Genomic DNA, 24365 nt, shown 5'->3' on the forward strand with positions numbered 1-24365 from the left:
GAGTTAAAAATGGCAGTACCTAAAAGAAAAACCTCTACCGCTCGTCGTGACAAGCGCCGCACCCACTGGAAGATGGACGTGCCCGCTATGGCTACCTGCGATCATTGCGGTTCCGTGAAGCGTCCGCACCGCGTGTGCCCGGTTTGCGGTTTCTATAACGGTGTCGAAGTTGTCGACATGAAGGCCGAAGCCTAATTTAATTGATTATATTAAGGTAAGTTCCGGCATGCGCCGGGGCTTACTTTTTTTGATGTATAAGGAGTTATTGTGGTTAAAGTTGCACTGGATGCCCTGGGTGGCGATTTCGCTCCCGACGTTGTGATTGAAGGCGCCATTAACGCTGCCAACAAGGATGCCGATCTGCATATTGTTTTGTGCGGACCTGAGGCCGAGGTCAAGGCTGGTCTTGAAAAGCGTGGCTACACCGGTCACGGCATTTCTGTGGTTGACGCACCGGATCCGGTGGCCATGGATGAACATCCTGTACAGGTCCTCAAGAAGAAGCCTCATTCCGGTCTGGTGACTTGCGTCGCCCTCCAGAAGAAGGGTATGGTCGATGCTTCCGTCAGTGCCGGTAACTCTGGCGCCATGATGGCCAGCTGCCTTATGCTTCTTGGCAAGACCACCGAAAAGTTTGGCCGTCCGCCTATCGGCTGCGTGATCCCCACCGCCGAAAAGCCCATCGTCCTCGTGGATGCTGGCGCTAACGTAGATGAACGCGCTTCTGTACTCGTAGACTTCGCTATTGCAGGTTCTGCATTTGCCGAAACCTACTTCGGTCGCGAAAAGCCGAAGGTCGGTCTCGTGAACATGGGCGAAGAAGAACACAAGGGCCCCGCAGTTTGCCAGGAAGCCTACCAGCTCCTGAAGAACGCTCCCGTGAACTTCATCGGCAACATCGAAGGCGAAGACCTGATCATGGGTAAGGCCGACGTGGCTGTTACCTCTGGCTTTACAGGTAACGTAATTCTCAAGATGATCGAAGGCTTCTACGAAATGCATCACAAGATGTTCGGCAACATCGATTCCGAAGCTGGTCGCAAGTTCGACGAAATGTGGGACTACCGCATGACCGGTGGCGCCTTGCTCCTGGGTCTCAACGGCACCGGCATTATCGCTCACGGCCGTTCCGACGCTCTGGCTATCGAAAAGGCTGTTGAAGTTGCCGCCAAGTACGCTCGCCTCGGCGTGGCCAAGGCTGTGAACGCTCGTTTGTCTGAAATCAAGGACGACGCAGCTCCCGCTCAGGCATAATCCGCGGATTGTCATCCTGAGCGGAACGAAGTGAAGCGAAGGATCCAGTGACGAACGAAAAAAGACAGGACTGAAATCCTGTCTTTTTTTTACAAATTCAATTTTACCCTCGATACGCCTTTTGCGTATCATTATCATTTAAACTTGGGAATGGGAGCCCTCACCAGAGGGTTCCCTAGAATCTTTTTTGGGGAGAATTGTTTAGGAGATTGGTGTTACTCCACCATTACACAACGGACGGAGAAGCCATTGGACTTATTTATCGAAACGATTTGAAATACAGAGCTGGAGTTACTTGCCCATGACGCGCTTGATCTCTTTTCCGCTTTTTCCTCGGGATAATTTCGTCGTCCTTGGCGCTGGAACCGTTATCGCCTCCGCAGGCAATAAGCATGATCGCGGCGATGGACATCACGGCAAGATTCTTGAATATATTTATATGTTCTCCTAATTTATTCCCAGAAAAAAGATGTAAACATTCAACAAAAAGGCTCCAGGACTAGGCCCGTCCCGATGATGTTTTGCGTAAAATATAAAATCCTTGACCTTGTTCTAATGCGCTTAATCCTTTGATGCTCAAAGAGATTGCCTTTTTGGTGACGTAAGTCTTTAGACACCTTTTTATATCATTGAATTTGGACTGGCCCCTCCTGTTTGCGGTATGATTTTTGTAATTTTGTGACGTATATTACAAGTCGTTGTTTTACACTCAAGGAAAAACATGTCTAAGACCATTCTTCTTTTCCCGGGCCAGGGTGCCCAGTATGTTGGTATGGGCCAGACTCTGGCTTCTACTTTTGAACCTGCCAAGAAGATCATGCAGGAAGCTGACGAAATTCTCGGCTTCTCCCTGTCCAAGCTCATGGCTGAAGGTCCGGAAGACGTTCTCAAGAGCACCGACAATACCCAGCCCGCTCTCTTCACCGTTTCTGCAATGGTGATGGAACTTCTCAAGTCCGAAGGTTTTGAATTTGACTACGTTGCAGGTCACTCCCTGGGTGAATACTCTGCAATCTATGCCGCTGGCGGTTTCAGCTTCGCCGACGGTCTCCGCCTGGTCCGCACCCGTGGCGAACTGATGGCCTCTGCCGGTTCCAAGAACCCCGGTGCCATGGCTGCCATCATGGGTCAGGACGAAGCAAAGATTATCGAACTCTGCGAATCCGTGAAGGATGCAGGTGTCGTGGTTCCGGCAAACATCAACTGCCCGGGCCAGATTGTGGTGTCCGGTGCCGTCGAAGGCGTGAACAAGCTGGTTGAAAACTGCGCTGCTGCTGGCATCAAGGCTATCCCCCTGGCCGTGTCCGGTGCTTTCCACTCTCCGCTGATGCAGTTCGCTCAGCCGGGTCTCGCCGAAGCTATTGCAAAGACTACCTTCAACGATGTGGCTAAGCCGGTTATCGCTAACGTCATTGCAGAACCTGTGACTTCCGGCAAGGAAATTGCAGACCTCCTGGTCCGCCAGCTGGTGTCCCCGGTTCGCTGGAACGACTGCATGAACAAGGCTATCTCCCTCGGTGTAACCCAGGGTGTTGAAGTGGGTTCCGGCAAGGTTCTCATGGGCCTCATGCGCAAGATCAGCCGCGACGTGAAGGTCACCCCCGTCGAAACCATCGAAGCTTTTGCAGCCCTGAAGGGCTAATAGCGTAAAGCGGAAAGGATAAAGCATAAAGAAACCCCTTTATCCTTTATCCTTTATCCTTTATCCTTTAACCTTAAACATCAATCTTTAACCTTTAACCTTTAAACTATAGGCTAAATATGGGTAAACTTACTGGCAAGAAGGCTATTGTTACTGGCGCATCCCGCGGTATCGGTCTCGCCATTGCGACTGAACTGGCACGCGAAGGTGCCGATGTGGCCATCCTTTCCACCTCCGTGAAGGAAGACTTGGCTGCCAAGTTGAGCGCCGAACTGGGCGTGCAGGTCAAGAGCTATGCCTGCAACGTTGGCGACTCCGAAACTGTACAGAACGTGTTCAAGCAGATCATTGCTGATATGGGTACCGTGGATATCCTGGTGAACAACGCCGGTATCACCCGCGACGGCCTGCTGATGCGCATGAAGGACGAAGACTTCGACGCCGTCATCCAGACCAACCTCCGCTCCGTGTTCCTCTGCACCCGCGCCGTGGCCCGCACCATGATGGGCAAGCGCGCAGGCCGCATTATCAATATTACCAGCATCAACGCTATTCGTGGTCAGGCTGGCCAGGCCAACTATGCCGCAGCCAAGGCCGGTATCATCGGCATGACCAAGTCCAACGCCATGGAATTCGCTTCCCGCGGCATTACCGTGAATGCTGTGGCTCCTGGCTTTATCGGCACCGACATGACTGCCAAGATGGACGACGCTACCAAGGAAAAGTACGCCGCTTCTATCCCCCTGCAGCGCATTGGCAACCCCGAAGATGTGGCCAAGGCTGTGGCATTTTTGGCATCCGACGACGCTTCCTACATTACCGGACAGGTATTGGGCGTTGACGGGGGCTTGAACGCTTAACGATTTTTTACTAAATTAAACTCAAACACTTAATCCAAAAATGGAGACTAAAATGAACGAAGAAATTTTTAAGAAGGTTGTCGACGTTATCGTTGCCAAACTCGAAGTTAAGGCTGAAGATGTGAAGCCGGAATCCGAATTCGGTAACGACCTCGGTGCTGACTCCCTCGACCGCGTCGAACTGGTTATGGCTCTCGAAGACGAATTCGAAGTCGAAATCCTCGACAGCGATGCAGAAAAGTTCCAGAAGGTTTCCGACGTTGTCGCCTTCATCGAATCCAAGAAGTAATTTCTTGATTTGTTGGAATTAAGCAATCGAATTTAAAGCGGTCCCTGGAACTTCCCGGGGCCGTTTTATTTTTGTGCGGTTGGGCTGTCTTTTTATCTTTACGTATTATATTCAGTATGCGGATCCAACCCGCGTTTCCCCATAGGAGATAAATTTGGAAAACGAAAATTTATTGCACAAAGTATTAAAGCTCTGGTTTCGCCAGAAGTCCGAGGACGGGCTTGAGGCAAAGCTTGGGTACAGATTCAGAGATCCGGAACTGCTGGCTCATGCCCTGGTGCATCGTTCCTTCCTGACAGGAAAGGATATGCCCTACGAGAGCAACAACGAACGTCTGGAATTTCTGGGCGATTCCGTGCTCAACATGCTTACCACCGAGTATCTGTACCGCAACTATCCCAACGACCCGGAAGGTGATCTTTCCAAGCGCAAGAGTGCCATCGTGTCGGGTCACGCCTGCGCCCAGTCCAGCAAGGAATGGGGCTTGAGCGAATATATCAAGATTGGAAAGTCCGAGATGAAGATGGGTGGCCGCGGCAAGGAAACTATTGTGGCTGACGCCTACGAAGCCGTACTTGGTGCTGTATACCTGGATGGCGGTCTGGAAGAAGTCCGTGCCATTCTCAACAAGTTCCATTTCCCTCGCATCAAGGAAATCATTGTGGCCGACGATTTCGTAAACCACAAGAGCGCCTTGCTGGAATACCTGCAGGGGAAGCGTCGTACGTCGCCGGTTTACGTCTTGATTGGCGAAGACGGCCCGGAACATCAGAAGGTGTTCACCACCGAAGTCCACATCAACGATAAAACCTACGGTCGTGGTTCTGGCCCCAACAAGAAGAAGGCCGAACAGGAAGCGGCCCGCGTCAGCCTTGAAATGCTCTTGGCTGAAGACGCCGCCAACTCCGCTGATGATGCAGACAAGTCCGCCGACGCAAATTCCAAACCCAAGAAACAATCCGCACGCCACGTTGGCTTGCCCTAGTTGAGACGAAAGATGAATTTTAAGAAAGTTGCTTTTGGTTTAATGATGCCTCTGGCGGTGTCCGCCGTTTTGATAGCCTGCAATGAGTCTGGTTCCAATTCGGGTAAGGGCTCTGCATCAAAGGCTGCCGTTTCTGAAGCGGATTGCCCGATTCTGCCTATGGATCCCGAAGCTACTGGCGAGTTTGACCCGGTGGCTTCCAAGGAGGCTCGCCCCTGCGGTGCCATTACCTTGTGGGGTTCCGCCATGCCCAAGTCCTTCAACATGTGGGAAGACTACAACAGCTTCTCTGCAGAGTTGATGGGCATGATGTTCGAACCGCTGGTCTCCCTCCATAGTACCGAAGACAAGGAAGTGGGCGTATTGGCTGATTCCTGGAGCGTGGGCGAAGACGGCAAGACTTTTACTTTCCACGTGGACCCTCGCGCCAAGTGGAGCGACGGCAAGTCCATTACCGCCGAAGATGTGCAGTACTACTACGACGTGATCATGGACGAGAAGAACCTGACTCCCATTTTCAAGGTGGGACTTTCTCGCTTTGACCGTCCCGAAGTTGTGGATAGCTTGACCATCAAGATGACTGCCAAGGAAATTCACTGGGGCAACTTCTGGGAAGCGGCCGGTATGCTGGCATTCCCCAAGCATGCCTGGCAGGGCAAGGACTTCAACCAGATCCGTTACGATTTCCCGGTGGTTTCTGGCCCCTACATCATCAAGACCTTCCGTGAAGACCGCTATGTGGAACTGGCCCGCCGTGCCGACTGGTGGGGCTTCAAGAAGAACTGGAACCGTGGCAAGTACAACTTCCAGAAGATCCGTTACCGCTTCATGAACGACCAGACCAAGGCCTTGGAAGCATTCAAGAAGCAGGACTTCAACGCCTACGCTATCTACACCAGCAGCATCTGGATGAAGCAGACTGACTTCGATGCCGTGCAGAAGGGCTGGGCCGTAAAGCAGCGCATCTTCAATAAGGAACCTATCGGTTTCCAGGGCATGGCCATCAATATGCGCAAGCCCGAGTACCAGGATGTTCGCGTCCGTCGTGCCCTGAACTTTATGCTGAACCGCGAAGCCATGAACGAAAAGTACATGTACGGTCAGTACTTCCTGCAGAACAGCTACTATCCTGACTTGTGGCCCAACAATACCAACCCCAAGGCCACTATGTACAAGTTCAATCCGGACAGTGCCCGCGCCCTCTTTGCGGAAGCGGGTTACAAGGTCAACGGTCAGGGTGTTCTGGAAAAGGATGGCAAACCTTTTGCAATTAACTTCATTACCAGCAGCGAAGACCTGCGTCATCTGACGCTCTTCCAGGAAGACCTGAAGAAGATCGGCGTGGTGGCCACCATCGAACAGATGAGCCAGAGCACCTTGCGTAAGCGTCTTGACGATGCGGACTTTGACCTTTACTGGGTGAACTGGGGCGCAGGCCGACTTCGTGATCCCGAGGCCAGCTGGTCCTCCAAGACGGCTATGGACAAGGGCACTAACAACTTGAGCGGTTTGCAGGATGCCGTGGTGGACAGCCTGATTGAATTGCAGAAGACTGAATTTGATTTGGCGAAGCGCAACGAAATCCTGAAGGCACTGGATAACCGTCTTTCCGAGATTGTGCCTTACGTTCTGATGTGGCAGTGCGATCACCACCGCATACTGTACTGGAACCGTTTTGGCATGCCCGAAAAGGTTCTGGACAATTTCAATCGCGAAGACGCCATCCCCGTTTACTGGTGGGTGGATCCGGTAAAGTCTGCAGCTCTCGATAAGGCTATGAAGGCTGGCGAAGCCCTGCCCATTCCTGAATATGATGTAAAGTAATTGCGGATGACCGCCATGGTATAAACGAAATGCCCGTCAAGCGACGGGCATTTTTAAGTCTGCATTTTTTTTGCGGTTACTTCTTTTTGGAACCTGTTTCCTTTAGTAAGTCGCTCAAGTGTCGGGGCGGGAGTCTCAGGCTCAGCCCCATGTAGATATTGTCCCATAGACCGTCGGCGTGGGCCCATCCCAGTTCTATTCCTAGAACGTTTCCCAGTTCCGCGAACCCCGCCAGATAGGTGGTGGGCATGTCCTTGTCAAAGATGTAGCTGAAGCGGACGCCTCCGTTCAATCCTTCGCCGATATTGATTTCTGCGGTGGCCATTGGGGCTGCTGCCTGGTGGATGTTTTCTTCATCGCAGCTGGTGTCAAAATGCCCGTTGCAATGTTCGTAGGTCACGTTGTTCCAGGAGATTCCTCCGCCTAGGCCGATGGCGAATTGCCTTGTGAATTCAAAGACAAGCAAGCCAACTGCGTATCCGGTGATGGCTGTGACGGAATCATTTTCGGTTTCGAAATCCTTGAACGGTTCGGCTTCGCTTGCTTCCCCGAAGGTGAGGTTGATGCCGCCTAGAGCCTGGAGGTAGATTCCGAAGGAACTTGGTGTACTGCTGGTCTGTACAGATGAAGTGCTGTTATGATTTTCCCAACCGTCATCGTAGGATTTGTATTCTGCGGCAGGAGAGCTTGTGGAAGGCTGCTTGGTGTCGAGCCAGGGATTGCGGGGTTTACCCCACACGAACCTGCCCATGAGTCCGTCCCTCAGGTCGCTGTCGTCAAATATGACGCGGTCTCGCCAATGGTCTCCCTGAACAAGGTCAGCGCTTGACCGTCTGCCGTCCAGGTTAATCGAAAAGACGACCCGGCTTGACTGGATTTTATAGTTGAACAGTTCTCGGCCGTTCAGGTAGTAGACTCCCTCGATGCCGTCCTTTGTTTTTACTAGCAGTCTTTTGCCGTATCCTTGTTCCAGTTCAAAATACAGGCCGCCGTTCGCCTTGCTTGCGTTAGCGCGGCTCTGTCGGACCAGTTCCACGAAAATGGGGGCCAGGGCGCCGCTGTTGTCGCTGTGGTGGATGATCTTCCCGCAGGCGTTGTACCATTGGCGGATCCGGTCGTTCAGGTCGTTGATGGCGCCTCGGTTTTCTTCTAGGCTAAAGTTGTAGCTGACTTCGACGCCCTTGGAAAGGGGTTCCGGAGTGTAGCTGCCTTCGAGAGTGAAATAGCGGGTGGGGTAGAAGGCGTCGACCTGCAGGGCTTCATAACACTGGTTGATGGCCTGGCGCCTTTGTTCGATAGCGTTTGAAAGTCTGTTGGGGCTCAGGCGGATTTCGCCGGTGAGCTTGAAATACTGGGTTTCGAACTTGGGAAGTTCATACTGGTAGAAGTTTCCGCAGGATTCATCGATTTCTTCGGTAATGGAAATCGTGCCGCATCGGTCATTCATCACCTCGATATCGGCGGCGGTGCGCCACAGTTCATCTAGCTGCTCCCTTTCGGCTGCGGAGAACTTGCCGCTGTTTCGCATTTCCCTCAGTTGGGAAATGTATGCCTTGAGTACGGCAGGGTCCTGTTGGGACATCACCAGTTGAGGGCTTGCGAAGGCAATCCCGGCCGCCAGGCTGAACAACACCATAACCAATTTGCGTATCATGCTGAATGTAAATATAAGTTAAACAACAAAAAAGAACATCCCGCAATGGGATGTTCCTTAAAGCTTGTGAGATTTTCAACTTAGAAGTTGAAGTCTACGCCTGCATAGAGACCGGTTGCATCGCCGTCCATGTCGCCAGAACGGAAGATGAGACGTGCATCCAGGAGGATCTGCGGGTTGAGGGCGAACTTACAGCCCAGCCACAGGTTGAACTGGGAGTCGCCGCTGTCGTCAGCGCCCCATTCGTTACCCTTGTCGTCTTCCCAGGTATCTTCGGTGAGCTGCAGCTTGAACTTCAGGCCCAGATAGGGGATAAAGATCTGGTTGGGAACGGCGAAGTCCATTTCGCCAGCAATGTGGATTTCGAGACCGCGTTCGTAGTTGTCGTGTTCGAAACCCCAGTCAAGGCCGGCTTCGGTACCGAAGGAGAGGCCCTGAACGCCCTGGATCGGCATAGAGAACTGGCCGCCCAGGTAAATGGAAACTTCGCTATTGGAAGGCGGATGGCCGTTGACGCCGTCGTCATCGTTACCGATGGGGAGACGCAGGTCGATGAAACCGCTAACCATGGGGGTAATCTGATAACGGCCGCCGATGGTCAGGTCGCGGAGACCGTCGCCACCGTTGGTGCAGCCCTGGCAATCCACTTCGCTCCAGAACTGGTAGCCCCAGCCCTGCAGAGAAAGTTCCAAGTTCTGGATGACGGTGTAACGTGCGCCCAGGTTGAGGCCTGCCTGAGACCATTCATGGTGCCAGTCGTAGTAGAGGCCGCCATGGAGGGTTCCCTTGCCTGCTTCCTGAACCGGGAAATAGTCCCAAGTTGCGAATGCTGCAGAGGCTGCGATAGCTGCTGCTGCGATAATTTTCTTGAACATAAACATCTCCTTAGTTTTTCAAACCAGTCCAAAATGTAGAAAAGGTTAGACGTTTTTATATGTTAAATAATATTATCGTAAGTTTTTGTGACCGCCACCAAAAAAAGGGCCTGCCTTGCGGCAGAACCCTTTGTAATTCCAGTCTAGCGAGCGCTAGCAGGGAATTAGAAGTTGAACTTGGCGTTCACGTCGATGGACATCGGAGTGTCTTCGCCGTAGTAGTCTTCGCCGATACCGAAGCCGAAGGAAGCGTCGAGGCTGATCATCTGGTTGATAGCGTAGCCAACACCAGCATAGATCCACAGACCGAGAGTACCGCTTTCGTCAGAACCCGGGAGTTCGTCGCCGTCGTGGGTGTATTCACCCAGGAGCATGTTCATGTCAATGCCGACGTACGGGGTAACAGGGCCGCCGAGAACGAAGTCGGCTTCTGCACCGATGTTCAGTTCCCACGGAGGAGAAACTTCGTCATCACCTTCGGTGGTGATAGCGAGACCGGCTTCAGTACCCAGGTCGATCATGCCGAATTTCTGAGAGAACTGGACACCAGCGTGGAAGTTCCATGCGTCGTCGTTGTAGGAATCGTCACCAACCGGGAGGTTCACGTCAACGAATGCGTTCATGGTGGGCATGAACTGGTAGCGAACCATGAGAGGAATGTTGCCGAGACCGTCTGCCTTCAGGTCGTTGCCGTCGAAGTCAGAGTAGAAGCGGAACGGAACAGCGAGACCCAGTTCCAAGCCCTGGATAACGGTGTAGCGAGCGCCGGCATACATGCCGAGGTCGCTGTAGTCACCCTGCATATCGTAGCCTACGCCAACCTTAGCCTGGCCCTTGCCTGCTTCGAGAACGGGGAACTTGTCCCAGGTTGCAAAGGATGCTGTTGCAGCCAGAGCGCCTGCGAGTGCAATCTTCTTGATCATCTTTTTGTCTCCTTGATAGGGTTTTGAAGTGTTTTCGTAATAAATATAATATGTTGAATGTAATAATGTAAAGAGATTACGCTTTTTTTGGGTGATTTTTCTCACAAATGATGACGAGTACGCTGACTCGTTGTTTGTCGACGGTTTACGGCTTGCGTAAAGACGGACGGAATGGTGCGCATGTGTGATGTGTGAACAGCTGTTGCGGTATGTCACAATGGAAGACCCATATTAAGTGAAAATCCCCTTTTTTACGAAATAATGGGTATCTTTGTAAAGTAAGGATTACAGAGGTGGAATTATGAAGATGAGATTCAATTTTATCCTGTGTGCCATGCTGCTTGCCGCCAGCATGGTTTTTGCTGCTGGAAACAGCTTTTTTTCCTTGAATTTGCAGGTTTCTTCGGTTGTTTGCGGTTTTGGTTGCGTTACGCAGGATTCTGTGTTCTACCTAAAGCAGGAAGCTGCTAGGTGCGGGGGCCCCGCAGGGCCTGCTGGTAAGACTTGTGTGCAGTCTGTAAAGGCAACACCCGATAGCCTTTACTACCTGCTGGAAAAGCACTGGATCGGTGCAAAAAGCAAGCACACCCTCAGATTGGAATCCAATATCGACCTGGGAGAAATTTCTGCCGATGGTTCCTGTGCCGTCAATCATAAGCCGTTGCCGTTCCGTGTTAGCAATGAATTTTATGGTGATGGCAAGAAAATCACCAATTTGTGCTACCATAGTTCCAAAATGAGCGGACCGGTCGGTCTTTTTGAATCAATCGACAATGCAAACATCTCTAACTTTACCATTGAAAACGTCCGCATTATCATTGATGGCGAAAGTGAAAAGGGCGAAGATTATTATCCGGTGGGAGCCCTTGTTGGTCGAATCAGCCTGTCTTCTATTGACAAAGTCAAGCTTTCCAATGTCCAGATTGATGCACCTTTTGCAGGTGCCCTCGTTGGTGTACTGAACAATTCCACTGTCAAGAATTCTGTTGTGGAAGATGGTATCAGCATTATCAACAACACCAAGATCACTAGCGGTTTTGCCGGTTCCAAGGTTATGGGGAATGCCTATAACTCCACGGTCAAGAGCACGAACTATGGATATGGAGTATTCCTTGGCGGTATCGCCGGTGTGTCTGTCCGTTCTCAGGCAGACCCTTCTTTCAAGGATACTCGTGTTAATGCTGTTGTGCAGAACATCCCTGCAGATAATAATTCTGCCCTGGGTGGCGTTGTGGGTATGATGGCCGCCTCCTTCGACTCCGTTCTCAATGTGACCTCCGGTTCCCAGGCTGGCGAAGAAGTTGCCAGGATTTCTGGCGGCAGCGCCATGGGTGGCCTTGTTGGTTTTGCCGGCGTGCTTTATGAAAACGGTTCCCAGCAGGAAGGTTCCATTAACATCATCAAGTCCTCTTTCAATGGTGAAATTTCTGATGGTTCCGTGGGAGGCGTATCTGTTAATAGCGTTCTCCAGAAGAATATCTTTGCCGGTGGCCTTGTGGGTCGTGATTCTCTTCTTGGTATGTCTAGACTGCTTATCAAGAATAGCCAGGCGGAACTTTCTCTGAAGGATTCTCTCAAGGTTGAAGGTATTTACCGCTATGCAGCCGGTGGTATCCTTGGTGCAAGTAACCGCTGTCTCGGCGGTGATTCCGATACGATTTACGTTTCTATCAAGGAATCCCGTTCTCAAGGAAATATTCGTATTGCCGGATCCGCCAAGGATGTTGATGGCCTTCATGTTCAGGCCTTTGTGGGTGGCATTGCCGGTGACGCCTGTTTTGCTACCAATGGCGATGGGTTGTCCAAGGATACGTCTTCTGTGAATATCGATGTTCGTACAAAGACCGCCTATGGTGACTTGATGTCCAACGGCTTTACCGTGTTTGACTCGGTTGTTGTGGGCGGCGTGGTTGGCTTTATGAATTCTGCCACGGCCAAGGCTCTGCCTCTTACCGAAATTTACTATGACGGTGCCATCGAAGTGGCTGACAGTTTGAATACTGTTGTTGTGGGTGGTGTTGTCGGTACGTATCCGAACCTTAATGGCGGAAAGGCTGTTGATTTTAATGGCATCTTTGTTCGTTCCGAAAACCTGATTAAGTTGAATGCGGTTCACGCCGATCCGGTAACTCGAACCTATAATGACAATCAGGTGGCTAAAATTGGTGGTGTCTGCGGTGTCTGTCGCGAACTCCACGATGTGTCCTCTGTGGCCGTAGTTGCAAATATTACTGCAGAGGGTACTTTCTCGGGTGACACCCTTCTTATGGGTGGCATGGTTGGCCAGTCTGTGAATGTGAATGAAAAGGATACCGTGTCCATTGTAGGTGCTTTTAGCGTTGGTAACATTCTGGTAAATGCTACAATGGAAGGTAATTCCAAGAATGACAAGGGTGTTAAAAGGTTGGCTTACCTTGTGGCCGATCAGCAAACGAAAGCATATAGCATCAAGTCCTGCTACCACTACGGTGAAGACGATCTGGATGTTGGTCCCTTTGGTGGAAAGGGTGTTGCTGGAGACTGGACCGAAGACACCAATATCAAGTTCCTAATCCGTAACGGTGACGAGGCCAATCTCAATGCCAGCTACAATGGTGTACAGAAAAGTGCTGATGTGAAAAAGGAATCCTTTGCGGGTCTCCTGAACAGTGCCTTCGAAAACAGCAAGGACTATATCTGGTCTTTTGACAAAGATTACTATTTGGGAACTTTGCCCTTCCTTGCTCATGGTAGTTATTCTCCGACAATTCCCGAAGGAAAGGTCTCGTTTAAGGTGACCTTCCTGGGCTTTGACGACAAACAGTTGGTTGTGGTGAATGCAGATCCTGGTTCGGCTGCCAATGCTCCCGACGTTCCCGAAGTCGCAGGCTACACCTTTGTGAAGTGGGATAAGGATTTTTCTGAAGTTACGGGTAATCTGACTGTTAGAGCTATCTATGAAATCAACTCCTATACCGTCACCTTCCTTAAGGCCTTGGACGACACTATCTCTACGCAGCTTGTTGAGTATGGTAAATCTGCCGTTGTTCCCAGCGGTGTCAAGAAGATTGGCCATACCTTTACTGGTTGGGATAGCGATGACTACAAGGATGTCAAGAGCGACATCACTGTCTATGCAAAGTTTACGGCTAATGTTCATCAGCTGGTCTATATGGATGATGAAGATGGTGTGCTTGAAAATATTGAAGTTGCTTACGGAAGCGCAATCACATTGATGTCTGACATCGAGAAGGCTGCCGACGAAAAGTATTCCTATACCTTTGTCAAGTGGGTAATGGAAGATGGCTCTGATGTGATTCCTGCAACCATGCCCGATGAAGACGTGGTGTTGAAGGCTGTCTTTAAATCTGAAGCCGTTATGTATAAAGTTGTATTCCAGGATTTTGATGGAACAGAGCTGCTGACCAAGGAAATAACTTATGAAGGTTCCGTTGAAACTCCTGCCGATCCGTCCCGTCTAGGTTATAAATTCATTAGCTGGAGCAGTGATGAATACAAGCAGGTAAAGGCAGATCTTGTAATCAAGGCTGAATATGAACAGCTCAACTATGCTGTTGTGTTCGAAGATTACGATGGCGATACCCTCAAGTTCCTGTCGCTGACTTATGGTGCAGAAGTGACTGCCCCTGCAGTACCGCGCCGTCAGTCTACAGAACAGTATGATTACACCTTCAAGGGTTGGACTCCTGCTGTAGAAAAGGTGACCGACAATGTTGTGTATGTGGCCGAATACGATTCTTCCCTGGTAAAGTACACCGTGTCCTTTGTAATCAATGGAACGGTTTATGAATCTCAGGTAGAATATGGCCAGGCAGCGGTGGCCCCCGAAGCTCCTGTTATTGAAGGTCTGACTTTTGTGGGTTGGGATTCCAGCTACACCGAAATTGTCGGTGATCTCAAGATCAACGCAATCTATGATACTATTAAATACAAGGTAGTCTTCAGGGATTACAAGGATAGCATCGTTTACGAAATGATGGTTCCCCATGGCGACACCATCCACTTGGCCAACAGCATGGCTCTGGATCGCAAGGCTACCGAAGATTATGTGTACTCCTTTAAGGGCTGGAGCGAAACTCTGGGCAAGGTTATCCGCGACATGAATATAAAGGCCGTTTACGACTCTACCTACATTGGAAAGCCCAGTTCTTCCGCCTCTGAAGAACCTGCCTCCAGCAGCTCTAATCAGGTAGAAGTGCAGATAGTCTCTCCGAAGTTTGAACAGTCTGGCAACGCTATCCGCCTGTCTTTCAAGACCGAGGGTTCCGACGAACCTGCCACGGTGACTGTGCTTGACGAACTGGGAATGGTTATTGCTACGGCTACGGTCACTGACGGCTACTGGGAAATGGTGCCCGCTCCCAAGGGCAAGTCCTACGTAACTGTTGAAGTGGGTGGCAAGGTGATTTACCAGGAGTCCTACGAGGTAAAGAAGGAAGTGGTCATGCAGGCCAAGAGCTGGCAGATGGTTTCTGTAGTGGCAATGGATGAAAGCACCTTGAGCGCTTCTGAAATGAATTTCTACTGGTGGGATGAACTGAATCCTGTCGGAGAATACTGGCAGTATCGTTCCTATCGCGGTGGCCCCATTGATGAGACCCGCGGTTACTGGGTTGGCTCTGCAAGGGAAGTTGCCATTCCCCTTCGTGAAGTGGAAGTTTCTGCAGATGCCGAAATCCAGTGGAAACTGGATAACAAGTATAGCGGTTGGAATCTGGTGGCAAATCCCTATGGCTGGTACGTAGACCTTTCTAAGGGAAAAACGGAAAGTGACGCCGAGGTTGTCTTCTGGCACTGGGATTCCGAACTGGGTGCCTACAGCGTTGCCGAAGTGGTTGGACCCTATGAAGCGGTATGGGCTCGGGTGGATCACTCCACGGTGTTCAGCGTGAAGGCTGACCCTGATTACAATTATGCCGAGAAGAATGACCTGTCTGTTGCTGGAAAGGTTGCCTCTATGCGCAAGGGTTCCGCCCGTAAGGCTTCTGCGGATAACTGGAGTGTGGTTGTTGCCCTTTCCGACGATAACGGCAAGGTGGACTCCTGGAACATTCTGGGTGCCGGCAGCAGTGCCGAAACCTTGGATGAGCCTCCTTCTGGCATGGGCGACCGCGTGAATCTCTCGATCCGCGAAAGTGCCAAGGGTTCTGTTCTGGCCAAGAGTATCAAGGCTGTGGCATCGGAATACGAATGGATCCTGGACCTGAGTGCAAATACCGCCCGCGAAGGCAAGCTCACCTTTGAAGGTGTTGACGCCCTTAAGGAATTGGGTTACGTCATGTATGTGACTGTTGACGGTGAAACCAAGGAAGTGACCGACGGAAAGTCCCTGAATGTCGCCCTGAAGCAGGATGCCAAGCAGGTGCAGGTCCGTGTGGCTGCTCGCAGTGACATGGCTGTTGCCTCTGCCGCCCTGAACGGATTCAAGGTGTTGCAGAACGCAGGATCGCTGCAGGTTGGCTTCAATGCGGCCGACGCATTGGCTGGGGCCAATGGCCACTACGCTCTGGTGAGTGTAAACGGCAAGAGCGTGGCCCGCGGCAACTTTGCCGCCCGCGCCGGCCAGAACGTACTTGATCTGCAGGCTCCCAAGTCCGGCCTTTACTTCATGCAGGTGAAGGTTGGAAGCCAGACCATGAACGCCAAGGTGATGGTGAAGTAACCTTTCGCGGTCCTAATAGTTCTTGTTTAACCGTATGAGTCTAGCCACTGGGGTTTTGCCCCGGTGGCTTTCTTACAATACTCTTACAAGTAGCTATATTTCCTATCGGAAGTATGTACTGAATAAAAGGGACTCTTATGGTGAGATTCTCGAAATTTTTGTGTGCCATGGCCTTGTCCGTGGTGAGTTTAGCAAGTCTTGCTATGGGGCAGGATGAAGAAGTCTATACGGTTTACTTCGACCTGAATCAGAAAAGTCGGCCGGGTAATGTTTTCCTGTCAGACGGTTTTATGCAGTCTTTTGAGGGTCCCGTTGATGATCAAGGTGGGGCCGAGTTCCCCAGTATAGATCAAATTTTTAGGACGGATGGTTACTGCTTTGATGGTTGGACTTTGGAGCCTGAGAACAGCCTTGCTAGTTCATACGGTAGGATAACTTCGGCTTTGGTGGCTGCTTCCGGGACAGATGATGGCAATATCCAATTGTACGCCCGATGGACTGGTATCAATTGCATTAATCCGGCTACTGTGCCTGTAGAGATTGTTCCTGAGAACGAGGGGGCTAGCTTGCATGGAAGCATTCGGTTGCAGCAGTATTATTATTCGCAGTTGTCTCCGAAATTGGAGATGGATTCGATCTCAATTGCTCCCAACTCCACGACTTTTGAGATTCCCTGGAAGTTGATTTTAGTCGGCACTACAGAAGGGAATTCGGAATATGCTTCGTTTACGTTCCATGTCCTGGATTTGCCTGATGCGGGTTATGAACTTAGCGATATTGAGATGGTTCGTGATGAGGCTAGTGCTGTAAATGGATCCGTTTGTGATGATAGCTTTTCTTATGAGCGTGAAACACGGATTCTCAAAATTAAGCCGATAAGAGGTTGTAAGTACAAGCTGAAGGCTTCGTATTCCGCTTTGACCTATTCCTTGTCTTTTGAACATCCCGTCGATGGTCAGGGCCTATTCTACGTGAATGACGAATATGGTTTTGGCTGGCCCAGCGGGGCCGTTGGCTATAGTATCGGGAGTGGGGATTTCCCCATTGTTTACGATATGAATGGTTGCCGATATGGCTGGGTTCCGGCCTCCGAGGAATTGGCTGAACAGTATAAGGGTGGCGTTGCCCTGGGGATGACTGCCGAACTTGCCGCAATCATGAATGCCGAAGATTCCTATTCCATGAAGTTGTCTAAGGTAGGCCAGTGCAACATGGTGATGGACAAGTGGGAAAATGTTTTTTATGCGGATGAAGGGGGCTCTGTAGAAGTTGTACAGACTTACCCCAATGGCGATGAAGTAGACCTGGTTAAGCTTGAATTGAAAACCAATGTCAGCGGCGTTCCGGAATTGGATCTTCCTGTTCTATGGGGATATTCTATCCCTGTTACGGTTGTGCCCAAGCCTAAGGATGGTTACTCCTTACGTCAGATTTCCGTGGAGAAGGTAATCGATGGAGTTTCTGGAACCTTCGTGTTTAACGAAATGGCCAACGTCAATTTGATGGAAAGTGCAAACTGGACTATTTCTTTTGAAAGGAACTCGCCCCGCTATTACGCTTATGATTTCGAGTTGACTCCCGAAGAAATGGAGGACCTGTTCTTTGAAAGTGCGGTGATCCCCCAGCCGGATACGGTTTATTACGGCCAGTCCCATAGTAGGATGGTATTCCACAAGACAAAGGCTTTTTTGGGATGGTCCTTGATCCGCGCGAGTCGTAGGAGTGCAACCGACCGTATTTATGTTGACTTGCAGGAATTGCAGGATTATGGAAGCATGAACCCCGATGCGCCCACGACCCTCTATGCCGTGTGGAAGGACAAGGACGCCAGTGATGCAAAGGAAATTGCTGTTTTTGAAGAGGGCCATGCATCGGTCTGGGCTTACCAGTTTTTGGGAAAGGATACCTTGTTCCATGCCTTTGACGAGAATGGCAAGCTGTTCGCTTCCGATACTATGGGAGTTCAAGTCTGGTTCAAGGTTGTGCCTGACGAGAAATACGAATTTGTCAAAAACAGCGTAAAAGTTTACGCAATGGAATGTGAGACTGAATATAACTCCCTCGGAGAATCTGGCAGTGAAGAGGACGGGATGAGTTATAACTCGTTAGAGGAATTTCTTGAATTCCGCGAGTGTTATCACTTCTCGAACGAAGAGGAGGAAAACTATTATCTTGGCTGGGGTAATTTAGCGAAGGTCGTATTTGAGATTAACAAGAAGCCTGAAGAGGAAGAGCCGGTGGATGTAGAACTGGTCTTTGACGTACTGTTCGACGAAAAGACAACAGCCCTTGATAAAAAGCAGATTTATTATGGCTATGACTGGGTGGACAGTGCCCGTTACACATTCGCCAATCAGAATGATACAGCGACCTATAAGCTGCCGGCTTACGTCTATACTTCTGACGCCTGCGTTGTTGGCTGGTCCGAAAAGACGGAGCTTTCGGAACAGGACTGGGTGTATACGGCCTTTGACTTGCATCTGGCGGAACGTTTTGCCGAATCCGGCAAGAATAAGCTTTATGCCGTGTGGGCCGACGCACAGGAATGTGGCAACTACAACCACCTGAAGGTCTCCTCCGAACATGGTGTGCTGGTGCTGCAGAATGTGTCCCTGGAAAATGATTCCGTTGCCAGTGAGTATCGCTTTGCTGCAGACGGTTCCACTTTGCTTCCGAAGCGGATGGATGGATTCCGTCTTGTGGCGAATGGAACGCCGGATGCGGGCTATGAGCTGGATTCCCTGGTGCTGCATGGTTCCGATAGCATCACCTATTATTTTGCGGAAGGTGTCGCTTTGCCTCTGGCCCGCATGGATGGCGAACTGAAGGCATACTTCGGCAAGGCCAACAAGACGCCTGTTGAAATTGTGTACGATACCTTGATGGGTTCCGGCAATGCGGTTGCGATGAAGTTCAAGACGAGCGATTTCGATGTGGCTCGTGGCGTGAAGGCTTATGCCTTCCTGATCGATGCCATGGGCGTGGTGGATACGCTTTTGACAAAGTCCGTGGAGAAAACTTCTGACACTTTGAGCTTCCGCAAGTTCCCTCTTCGACCGGGAAGCTACAAGTTTAGCGTGCGCCTGTCCGAAGGTGGCAAGTTTGTGGATTCCAGGGAATATCCCTACGTGGTGGAAGATCGGATTGTGGCTACCGGCGAGGATACCTGGCAGATGATTTCCATGGCGCTGGTGGATACGTCTAAGCTTTCCCGTGATGACGACCAGATTTTCTACTGGTGGGACGACATGGGTACTCCCGGTTTGTACTGGCAGTACAAGGAACTGGGCCGTGGCGAAGAATTTGACGACCGCCGTGGCTTCTGGTATAACACTCTGACCGGTCAGGACTTGCTGCTGAATTCCAAGAGGGAACCTCTTTACAAGGACGTGAAGTGGAACCTGGACAGTTCCTACAGCGGTTGGAACCTGGTGGCAAATCCCTATGGTTGTTACGTCAGCCTTTATGCGGGGCACGAAAATGAACGCAAGTCGGTCAACGAAAAGTCCCGCGTAAACTTCGTGCGTTACGATGTAAAGTCGGGCGACTATGTGGCTGCCGATACGTTGATGCCCTACGAAGCGGTATGGGCTGAAGTGTCTGGACCTGTGGAATGGCGTCTAAAGGCGGAACCGGTATACATCTCCGATTCCAAGGTTAGCGGTAATTCGCCTGCGGTCCTCAAAAAATCCCTGGCCAAGGCCGAAAATAACTCCAATTGGTACATCCAGGCCGTTCTTTCCGATAAGAATGGTCGCGAAGATTCCTGGAACATCATGGGTGTGAGCCCGGAACCCTTTGTGGGTTCTGAACCGCCTGCCGCCATGGGTGACCGTGTTTCGCTGTCTATCGTCGAAGGCAAGCGCGCCCTGGCCAAGTCCTTTAAGTCTGAATCCCAGAGCTATAAGTGGGATTTGAGCCTGAGTGCAAGTTCTGACCGAATGGGTGAACTGACCCTGGTGGGCGTGGCCGCCCTGAATGATATGGGTTACCGCGTATTTGTAACCGTAAACGGTGAAACAACGGAGATGAAGGAAGGTGCCGCCCTGAAGGTCGCCCTGAAGACCTCCGGTTCCAATGCCACGGTCCATGTGACCAGGGCGAACGCCGTGGTGGCTTCGGCTGTGGGTGGGCTTCGCTTTGTCCAGGCTGCAGGTTCTTTGGATGTGGGCTTTATCGTGGAAGAATCCCTGGCTGGCGCCCGTATGGTCGTAAATGTGCTGGATCTGCACGGCAAGGTGAAGGCTTCTTACAAGGGCCGTGCCGCTGCCGGAACGAACCGCGTGGCCCTCGAGGCTCCCAGAACCGGCTTGTACCTGCTCCATGTCCAGGTGGCAGGGGAGAAGGCTTCCCGGAAGATTATTGTAAAATAGGCCAAATTCGACCGTTTTGCCGATTTATGGCGAAGAAGACGCCCGGGAAACCGGACGTCTTTTATAATAAATAATGATTAATTCGTAAAGGAAAGTTGTTAATTGATGGAATTTGATTGATTTTAAAGATTTATTGATAAAAGCTATTGATATTCCGATTCTCAATTATGAATTAAAGACATTGCCATAGGTATCCTTTTATTCTAAATTTGGGCGCACTATGACAAAGGCTAAATTCATCAAATTCGTTATCGCAACAATTCTCGCAATTGTTGCTCTCTACTTGCCGTACGAATCCCTGGGATTCGATGCAGCAAGCCCCATGGGCATCCTGAACCCGCTGGAAATCCGCGTCATTGGCGTATTCGTCATGGCAGCTCTCTTCTGGATTCTCCAACCGTTCCCGATCTGGTCCACCTCCATGCTGGTGATCGTCCTCATGATCATCACCATGTCTGATTCCTCCCTGTCCATGTTCCGTGTTGATGGCGTTACCATGATTAGCCACAAGTCTGTGATGGCTACCTTCGCTAACCCCATCATCATGCTGTTCCTGGGAGGTTTCTTCCTGGCAGCTGCCGCTACCAAGTACAAGCTGGACTTGAACCTGGCTCGCGTGCTCCTGAAGCCTTTCGGAAAGAACCCGAAGTTCGTGCTCCTGGGCCTCATGCTCATCACCGCCGTGTTCTCTATGTTCATGAGCAACACCGCTACCGCCGCTATGATGCTGGCTATCCTCGCTCCGGTGCTGAAGCTGTTTGATGAAAACGACCGCGGTAAGGCTGCTTTCGCTCTCGCCATTCCTCTCGGTGCAAACATCGGTGGTATGGGTACCCCGATCGGTACTCCTCCTAACGCTATCGCTCTTGGCGCCCTGAACGACGCTATCGCCCGCGGCGACCTGGCTGCAAACCCGGTTTCCTTCGGTCAGTGGATGGCTTTCGGCGTTCCCTACGTTATTATTCTGATGGTTATCGCATGGGTTCTCTTGATGAAGATTTACCCCATCAAGATGAAGGAAATGATCCTGAACATCGAAGGCGCTGGCAAGTTCGACACCAGCCCCAAGGCCATCATCGTCTACATTACTTTCGTTCTCTGCGTTCTCCTGTGGGTTACCGGTAAGGGTGTCCATGGCATTAACGACAACGCTATCGCTATGATTCCTATGGCAGTGTTCGCCCTGACTGGTGTTATCACCAAGAAGGACCTGAACGAAATGAGCTGGGACGTTCTCTGGCTGGTTGCTGGTGGTTTCGCACTGGGTGTTGGCCTCAACGCTACCGGTCTTGCCGCTCACTTGATCAAGACCATTCCGTTTGCAAGCTGGTCTCCGGTTGCTCTCATGGTCGGTTGCGGTATCATCTGCCTGTTCATGGCTAACTTCATGAGCCATACCTCTACTGCAACTCTTCTCGTTCCTATTCTTTGCGCAGTTGGCATTGCTTGCCAGGACAACCTCACCGGTCTCGGTGGCGTTACCGCTCTCCTGGTTTCTGTTGCCTTCGCTTCTTCTCTCGGTATGTCCATGCCGATCTCCACTCCGCCTAACGCTCTTGCCCACGCTACCGGCTACACCGATACCAAGGGTATGGCAATCACTGGCGTTGTGATGGGTCTCGTTGGTCTCGTACTCTCCTGGGGTATGATGATTATCCTGGCTAAGGCTCAGTTCTTTGGCGCTCCCGTTGTGAAGCCCACCGAAGCTGCTCCGGTTGCTGCACCTGTGGCTGCCGAAGCTCCGGCTCCTGCCGCTGTTGCTGACACCGCCGCTGCAGTTGCTGCCGATAGCACTGTCGCCCTGCCGGCTGACTCTGCCGCCAAGGTTGAAGTGGTTGACTCCGCTGCTGCCGCTCCTGCTGCAGAAGCTGCTAAGGTTGAAGAAGTTAAGGCTGAAGCTGCTCCCGCCGCTGAAGCCCCGGCTGCTGCCGAAGCTAAGTAATTAAGGTGGCGGGTTCTTCCCGCTGCTATATCGCGGGCCTGGTCCCGCAAACATTCGCAAGTTTAGCGGAATAGAGGCGCTCTGGAAACAGGGCGTCTCGTTTTTTTATGCGGTCTGGGAACTTGACTTTCTGAATTCTACGCCAGTCCTTCAAAAAGGGATGACGGACTTTGTTTGACGTATTTTATATATACGAAAAAACCTCGCTTTTCAGCGAGGTTTCTTTCAGTGGTCGATACAGAACTCGAATCTGTGACCTCTACCATGTCAAGGTAGCGCTCTAACCAACTGAGCTAATCGACCATTTGCGACCATTTGGTTCTAACTTCCGTTAGGGTAGCCCAAATATAGAAAGCTTCTGTAATTTGTCAAGGGGATTTGGGCAAAAAAATTGAGTTTGTTTCTTTGTGCCGGAAATTATCGCTCGTCTTCGGGGACCCAGTAACGCAGGCGGCCCTTCACGTGGAGTGGTGGCAGGGCGTCCTTGCAGGAGCCGGAACGGCAATCCTTGAAATACAGGTTCAGGTCGGCTGTCCACAGGGAATCTCCGATGATCTCGTCGAAATGGATCGAGCTGCTGTCGGGAATTATGGGGGACTGGGACGAACCTTCCGCTTTCATCCAGGTGACATTCTGCATTCTTCCGTTGATGCTTGCCCGTGCCACAGGGGTCAGGTCCTTGCCTGTAGAGGGGTTGTTTACCAGCAGGGCAAACTGGTCCTTTCGGCTGCTTGCGGAGAGCTGCGTCTGGAAGTAGAAATAATGGTGCTGGTTGTTGACGTAGTAAGGGGGCTCCACATCGTTTTTATCCAGGTCGATGGTGTAGGGGCCCTCTCCGTTGACAGTGTACTTGAAATAGCCGCCGCCCTTGACTTCCCAACTGCTGTTGATGTCGCTGCACCCCATCAAGGTGGTGGCGAAAGTGGCGCCTGTAATTATGGCTGTAAAAATGCGGGTTGGGAACTTCATGGCCCTAAACTAGAAATTATCTTTGGCATTGATGACTGAATTTCCGGAGTTGGATCGGCTTGACGTAGAAACGCCCCTGGGTGTAGTTCACCTGGCGGGCTTTGTCATGGACGGTCCCCATCGGGAGGTAATCTTCAGAATTCTAAGGGAGGCGTCGGGGGAGTCCATCGCCGCCTCTGATCTGCAGGAGTCCGAGGAAGATCCTAGGCCCCGGTTCCCGAAGCTGGACTTTGACGTGAACTGGACCCATTCCAAGGGCTATTGCGTCGTGGCCTATGGAGACCCTGCGACCGGCAAGGATTTGCTGGTGGGGGTGGACCTGGAACGCCATTCCCCCAAGCATTTGCGCCTGGCAGAACGTTTTTATAATGCCCAGGAGATTACCGCACTCCGTGAACTTGAAAATCGCGGGATAGAAGCGCAGACGGTTGAGTTTTACCGCCTGTGGTCTCGGAAAGAGGCCCTCTACAAGTGCGTAGGAGGATCATTCTTCGAAGGCGCCATCGGTCGCTCTGTACTGGAGGATTCGGTGTGGGCAGGGCCCGAAGGCGGTGAGCGTCAGGTTCATTTTGTTGACCTGGACGGGCAATGTTTTTCAGAAAATAAAAAAGGCGCCGGTTTCCCGGCGGCCCTTTGTGTTGCGGTTTCCCGCAAGTCTAACCTTGATTAGTTGAGGTTCTGTTCGCCCTGTGCAGCGGGTGCGCCCGGCGGCAGGGGAGCGGTCAGTGCATAGAGGGGCAGGCTGACCAGTTCTTCGTTGTCGACGGAGAGGCGTACGATGTACTTGTCGGCGCGCTTAATGGGAAGGCGCTGCAGGTTCAGGACCATGTTCACGGCGGCGGTGTCGAAACCCTGTGCTACCGGTGCCAGAGGAATCTTGGACTGCATGGGGTTAACCACCGGGTTGCCGCATACGTCTTCGAAGACCAGGGACAGCTCATGTTCGCCGGCTTCTGCACGCTGGTAGCGGATACGGAAGGCTACAGCGCACTGGGGAATCTGCATGGGGAACTGCTGGGCAAAAACGCGGTCAAATGCGCCAAGAATGTTCAGACGGCCACCCATGTCGCTGGCAGTAGCGGCGTCACAAATTGCTGCAACTTCAATATTCAT

At 51.4% G+C, this 24365-nt stretch carries 16 protein-coding genes, 1 tRNA gene and 1 pseudogene; 12 read left to right on the top strand and 6 right to left on the bottom strand.

Annotation, left to right across the window (positions count from 1 at the left end):
* The first annotated feature begins 9 nt into the window (after positions 1 to 9).
* From rpmF to MMG03_RS06240, 8 genes are all read left to right on the top strand, one after another.
* Positions 10 to 195, top strand: coding sequence for a 50S ribosomal protein L32 (rpmF, locus tag MMG03_RS06205; RefSeq protein ID WP_073160278.1), 186 nt, complete (start codon positions 10 to 12; stop codon positions 193 to 195).
* A gap of 72 nt (positions 196 to 267) precedes the next feature.
* Positions 268 to 1254, top strand: a complete 987-nt coding sequence (plsX, locus tag MMG03_RS06210) for a phosphate acyltransferase PlsX (RefSeq protein ID WP_088665951.1) — start codon at positions 268 to 270, stop codon at positions 1252 to 1254.
* A gap of 301 nt (positions 1255 to 1555) precedes the next feature.
* Positions 1556 to 1705, top strand: coding sequence for a hypothetical protein (locus MMG03_RS06215; RefSeq protein WP_158535511.1), 150 nt, complete (start codon positions 1556 to 1558; stop codon positions 1703 to 1705).
* Between the two features lie 270 nt (positions 1706 to 1975).
* Entirely contained in the window at positions 1976 to 2896 is a 921-nt protein-coding gene (fabD, locus tag MMG03_RS06220; protein ID WP_073160283.1) for an ACP S-malonyltransferase, read from the top strand.
* Positions 2897 to 3015: 119 nt separating this feature from the next.
* Positions 3016 to 3756 carry a 3-oxoacyl-[acyl-carrier-protein] reductase gene (fabG, locus tag MMG03_RS06225; RefSeq protein WP_101479784.1) on the top strand — a complete coding sequence of 247 codons (741 nt, stop codon included), beginning with the start codon at positions 3016 to 3018 and terminating at the stop codon, positions 3754 to 3756.
* A gap of 52 nt (positions 3757 to 3808) precedes the next feature.
* On the top strand, positions 3809 to 4045 hold the full coding sequence (gene acpP / locus MMG03_RS06230) for an acyl carrier protein (protein WP_073160288.1): 237 nt from the start codon (positions 3809 to 3811) through the stop codon (positions 4043 to 4045).
* 154 nt (positions 4046 to 4199) lie between these two features.
* Positions 4200 to 5030: a ribonuclease III gene (gene rnc, locus MMG03_RS06235; RefSeq protein WP_073160290.1), complete on the top strand. Its 831-nt coding sequence runs from the start codon at positions 4200 to 4202 to the stop codon at positions 5028 to 5030.
* 12 nt (positions 5031 to 5042) lie between these two features.
* On the top strand, positions 5043 to 6854 hold the full coding sequence (locus MMG03_RS06240; protein ID WP_249505892.1) for an extracellular solute-binding protein: 1812 nt from the start codon (positions 5043 to 5045) through the stop codon (positions 6852 to 6854).
* A 76-nt stretch (positions 6855 to 6930) separates the two neighbouring features.
* Here the strand turns inward: MMG03_RS06240 and MMG03_RS06245 are convergent, their stop codons facing one another.
* The 3 genes from MMG03_RS06245 to MMG03_RS06255 form a co-directional block, all read right to left on the bottom strand.
* Positions 6931 to 8508 (bottom strand): hypothetical protein, encoded by a 1578-nt coding sequence (locus tag MMG03_RS06245; RefSeq protein WP_158236695.1) that lies wholly within the window; start codon positions 8506 to 8508, stop codon positions 6931 to 6933.
* Positions 8509 to 8588: 80 nt separating this feature from the next.
* Positions 8589 to 9383, bottom strand: a complete 795-nt coding sequence (locus tag MMG03_RS06250) for a hypothetical protein (protein WP_073160296.1) — start codon at positions 9381 to 9383, stop codon at positions 8589 to 8591.
* Between the two features lie 164 nt (positions 9384 to 9547).
* Positions 9548 to 10306, bottom strand: a complete 759-nt coding sequence (locus tag MMG03_RS06255; protein ID WP_073236916.1) for a transporter — start codon at positions 10304 to 10306, stop codon at positions 9548 to 9550.
* Between the two features lie 301 nt (positions 10307 to 10607).
* Here MMG03_RS06255 and MMG03_RS06260 point away from each other — a divergent pair, with 301 nt between their 5' ends.
* The 3 genes and pseudogenes from MMG03_RS06260 to MMG03_RS06270 form a co-directional block, all read left to right on the top strand.
* The gene (locus tag MMG03_RS06260; RefSeq protein ID WP_249505893.1) at positions 10608 to 15968 is read left to right on the top strand and encodes an InlB B-repeat-containing protein; all 5361 of its coding nucleotides are present in this window, start codon (positions 10608 to 10610) and stop codon (positions 15966 to 15968) included.
* A 167-nt stretch (positions 15969 to 16135) separates the two neighbouring features.
* Positions 16136 to 20341 carry a T9SS type A sorting domain-containing protein gene (locus MMG03_RS06265; RefSeq protein WP_249505894.1) on the top strand — a complete coding sequence of 1402 codons (4206 nt, stop codon included), beginning with the start codon at positions 16136 to 16138 and terminating at the stop codon, positions 20339 to 20341.
* A gap of 220 nt (positions 20342 to 20561) precedes the next feature.
* A pseudogene (locus MMG03_RS06270) lies at positions 20562 to 22001 on the top strand (SLC13 family permease); the annotation flags it as partial.
* A gap of 511 nt (positions 22002 to 22512) precedes the next feature.
* Here the strand turns inward: MMG03_RS06270 and MMG03_RS06275 are convergent.
* Positions 22513 to 22586: transfer RNA gene (locus tag MMG03_RS06275), tRNA-Val, on the bottom strand.
* A 114-nt stretch (positions 22587 to 22700) separates the two neighbouring features.
* A complete protein-coding gene (locus tag MMG03_RS06280) occupies positions 22701 to 23252 on the bottom strand; it encodes a hypothetical protein (protein WP_073160302.1) in 552 nt (183 codons plus the stop codon).
* A 31-nt stretch (positions 23253 to 23283) separates the two neighbouring features.
* Here MMG03_RS06280 and MMG03_RS06285 point away from each other — a divergent pair, with 31 nt between their 5' ends.
* Entirely contained in the window at positions 23284 to 23922 is a 639-nt protein-coding gene (locus tag MMG03_RS06285; RefSeq protein ID WP_073286033.1) for a 4'-phosphopantetheinyl transferase superfamily protein, read from the top strand.
* On the opposite strand, the gene MMG03_RS06290 is transcribed toward MMG03_RS06285, so the two are convergent.
* Complete coding sequence (locus tag MMG03_RS06290; RefSeq protein ID WP_073160306.1) at positions 23919 to 24365, bottom strand: DUF6941 family protein; 447 nt, start codon at positions 24363 to 24365, stop codon at positions 23919 to 23921. The genes MMG03_RS06285 and MMG03_RS06290 overlap by 4 nt on opposite strands.

Source organism: Fibrobacter sp. HC4 (genome assembly GCF_023373925.1).
GTDB lineage: Bacteria > Fibrobacterota > Fibrobacteria > Fibrobacterales > Fibrobacteraceae > Fibrobacter.

What these genes read in the sequence shown, in the direction of transcription:
- fabD (WP_073160283.1), top strand. Translation starts at nt 1,976, where the DNA reads ATGTCTAAGACCATTCTTCTTTTCCCGGGCCAGGGTGCCCAGTATGTT.
- MMG03_RS06285 (WP_073286033.1), top strand. Translation starts at nt 23,284, where the DNA reads ATGACTGAATTTCCGGAGTTGGATCGGCTTGACGTAGAAACGCCCCTG.
- MMG03_RS06265 (WP_249505894.1), top strand. Translation starts at nt 16,136, where the DNA reads ATGGCCTTGTCCGTGGTGAGTTTAGCAAGTCTTGCTATGGGGCAGGAT.
- MMG03_RS06215 (WP_158535511.1), top strand. Translation starts at nt 1,556, where the DNA reads ATGACGCGCTTGATCTCTTTTCCGCTTTTTCCTCGGGATAATTTCGTC.
- MMG03_RS06280 (WP_073160302.1), bottom strand. Translation starts at nt 23,252, where the DNA reads ATGAAGTTCCCAACCCGCATTTTTACAGCCATAATTACAGGCGCCACT.
- fabG (WP_101479784.1), top strand. Translation starts at nt 3,016, where the DNA reads ATGGGTAAACTTACTGGCAAGAAGGCTATTGTTACTGGCGCATCCCGC.
- MMG03_RS06240 (WP_249505892.1), top strand. Translation starts at nt 5,043, where the DNA reads ATGAATTTTAAGAAAGTTGCTTTTGGTTTAATGATGCCTCTGGCGGTG.
- rpmF (WP_073160278.1), top strand. Translation starts at nt 10, where the DNA reads ATGGCAGTACCTAAAAGAAAAACCTCTACCGCTCGTCGTGACAAGCGC.
- acpP (WP_073160288.1), top strand. Translation starts at nt 3,809, where the DNA reads ATGAACGAAGAAATTTTTAAGAAGGTTGTCGACGTTATCGTTGCCAAA.
- MMG03_RS06245 (WP_158236695.1), bottom strand. Translation starts at nt 8,508, where the DNA reads ATGATACGCAAATTGGTTATGGTGTTGTTCAGCCTGGCGGCCGGGATT.
- MMG03_RS06250 (WP_073160296.1), bottom strand. Translation starts at nt 9,383, where the DNA reads ATGTTCAAGAAAATTATCGCAGCAGCAGCTATCGCAGCCTCTGCAGCA.
- MMG03_RS06260 (WP_249505893.1), top strand. Translation starts at nt 10,608, where the DNA reads ATGAAGATGAGATTCAATTTTATCCTGTGTGCCATGCTGCTTGCCGCC.
- MMG03_RS06290 (WP_073160306.1), bottom strand. Translation starts at nt 24,365, where the DNA reads ATGAATATTGAAGTTGCAGCAATTTGTGACGCCGCTACTGCCAGCGAC.
- MMG03_RS06255 (WP_073236916.1), bottom strand. Translation starts at nt 10,306, where the DNA reads ATGATCAAGAAGATTGCACTCGCAGGCGCTCTGGCTGCAACAGCATCC.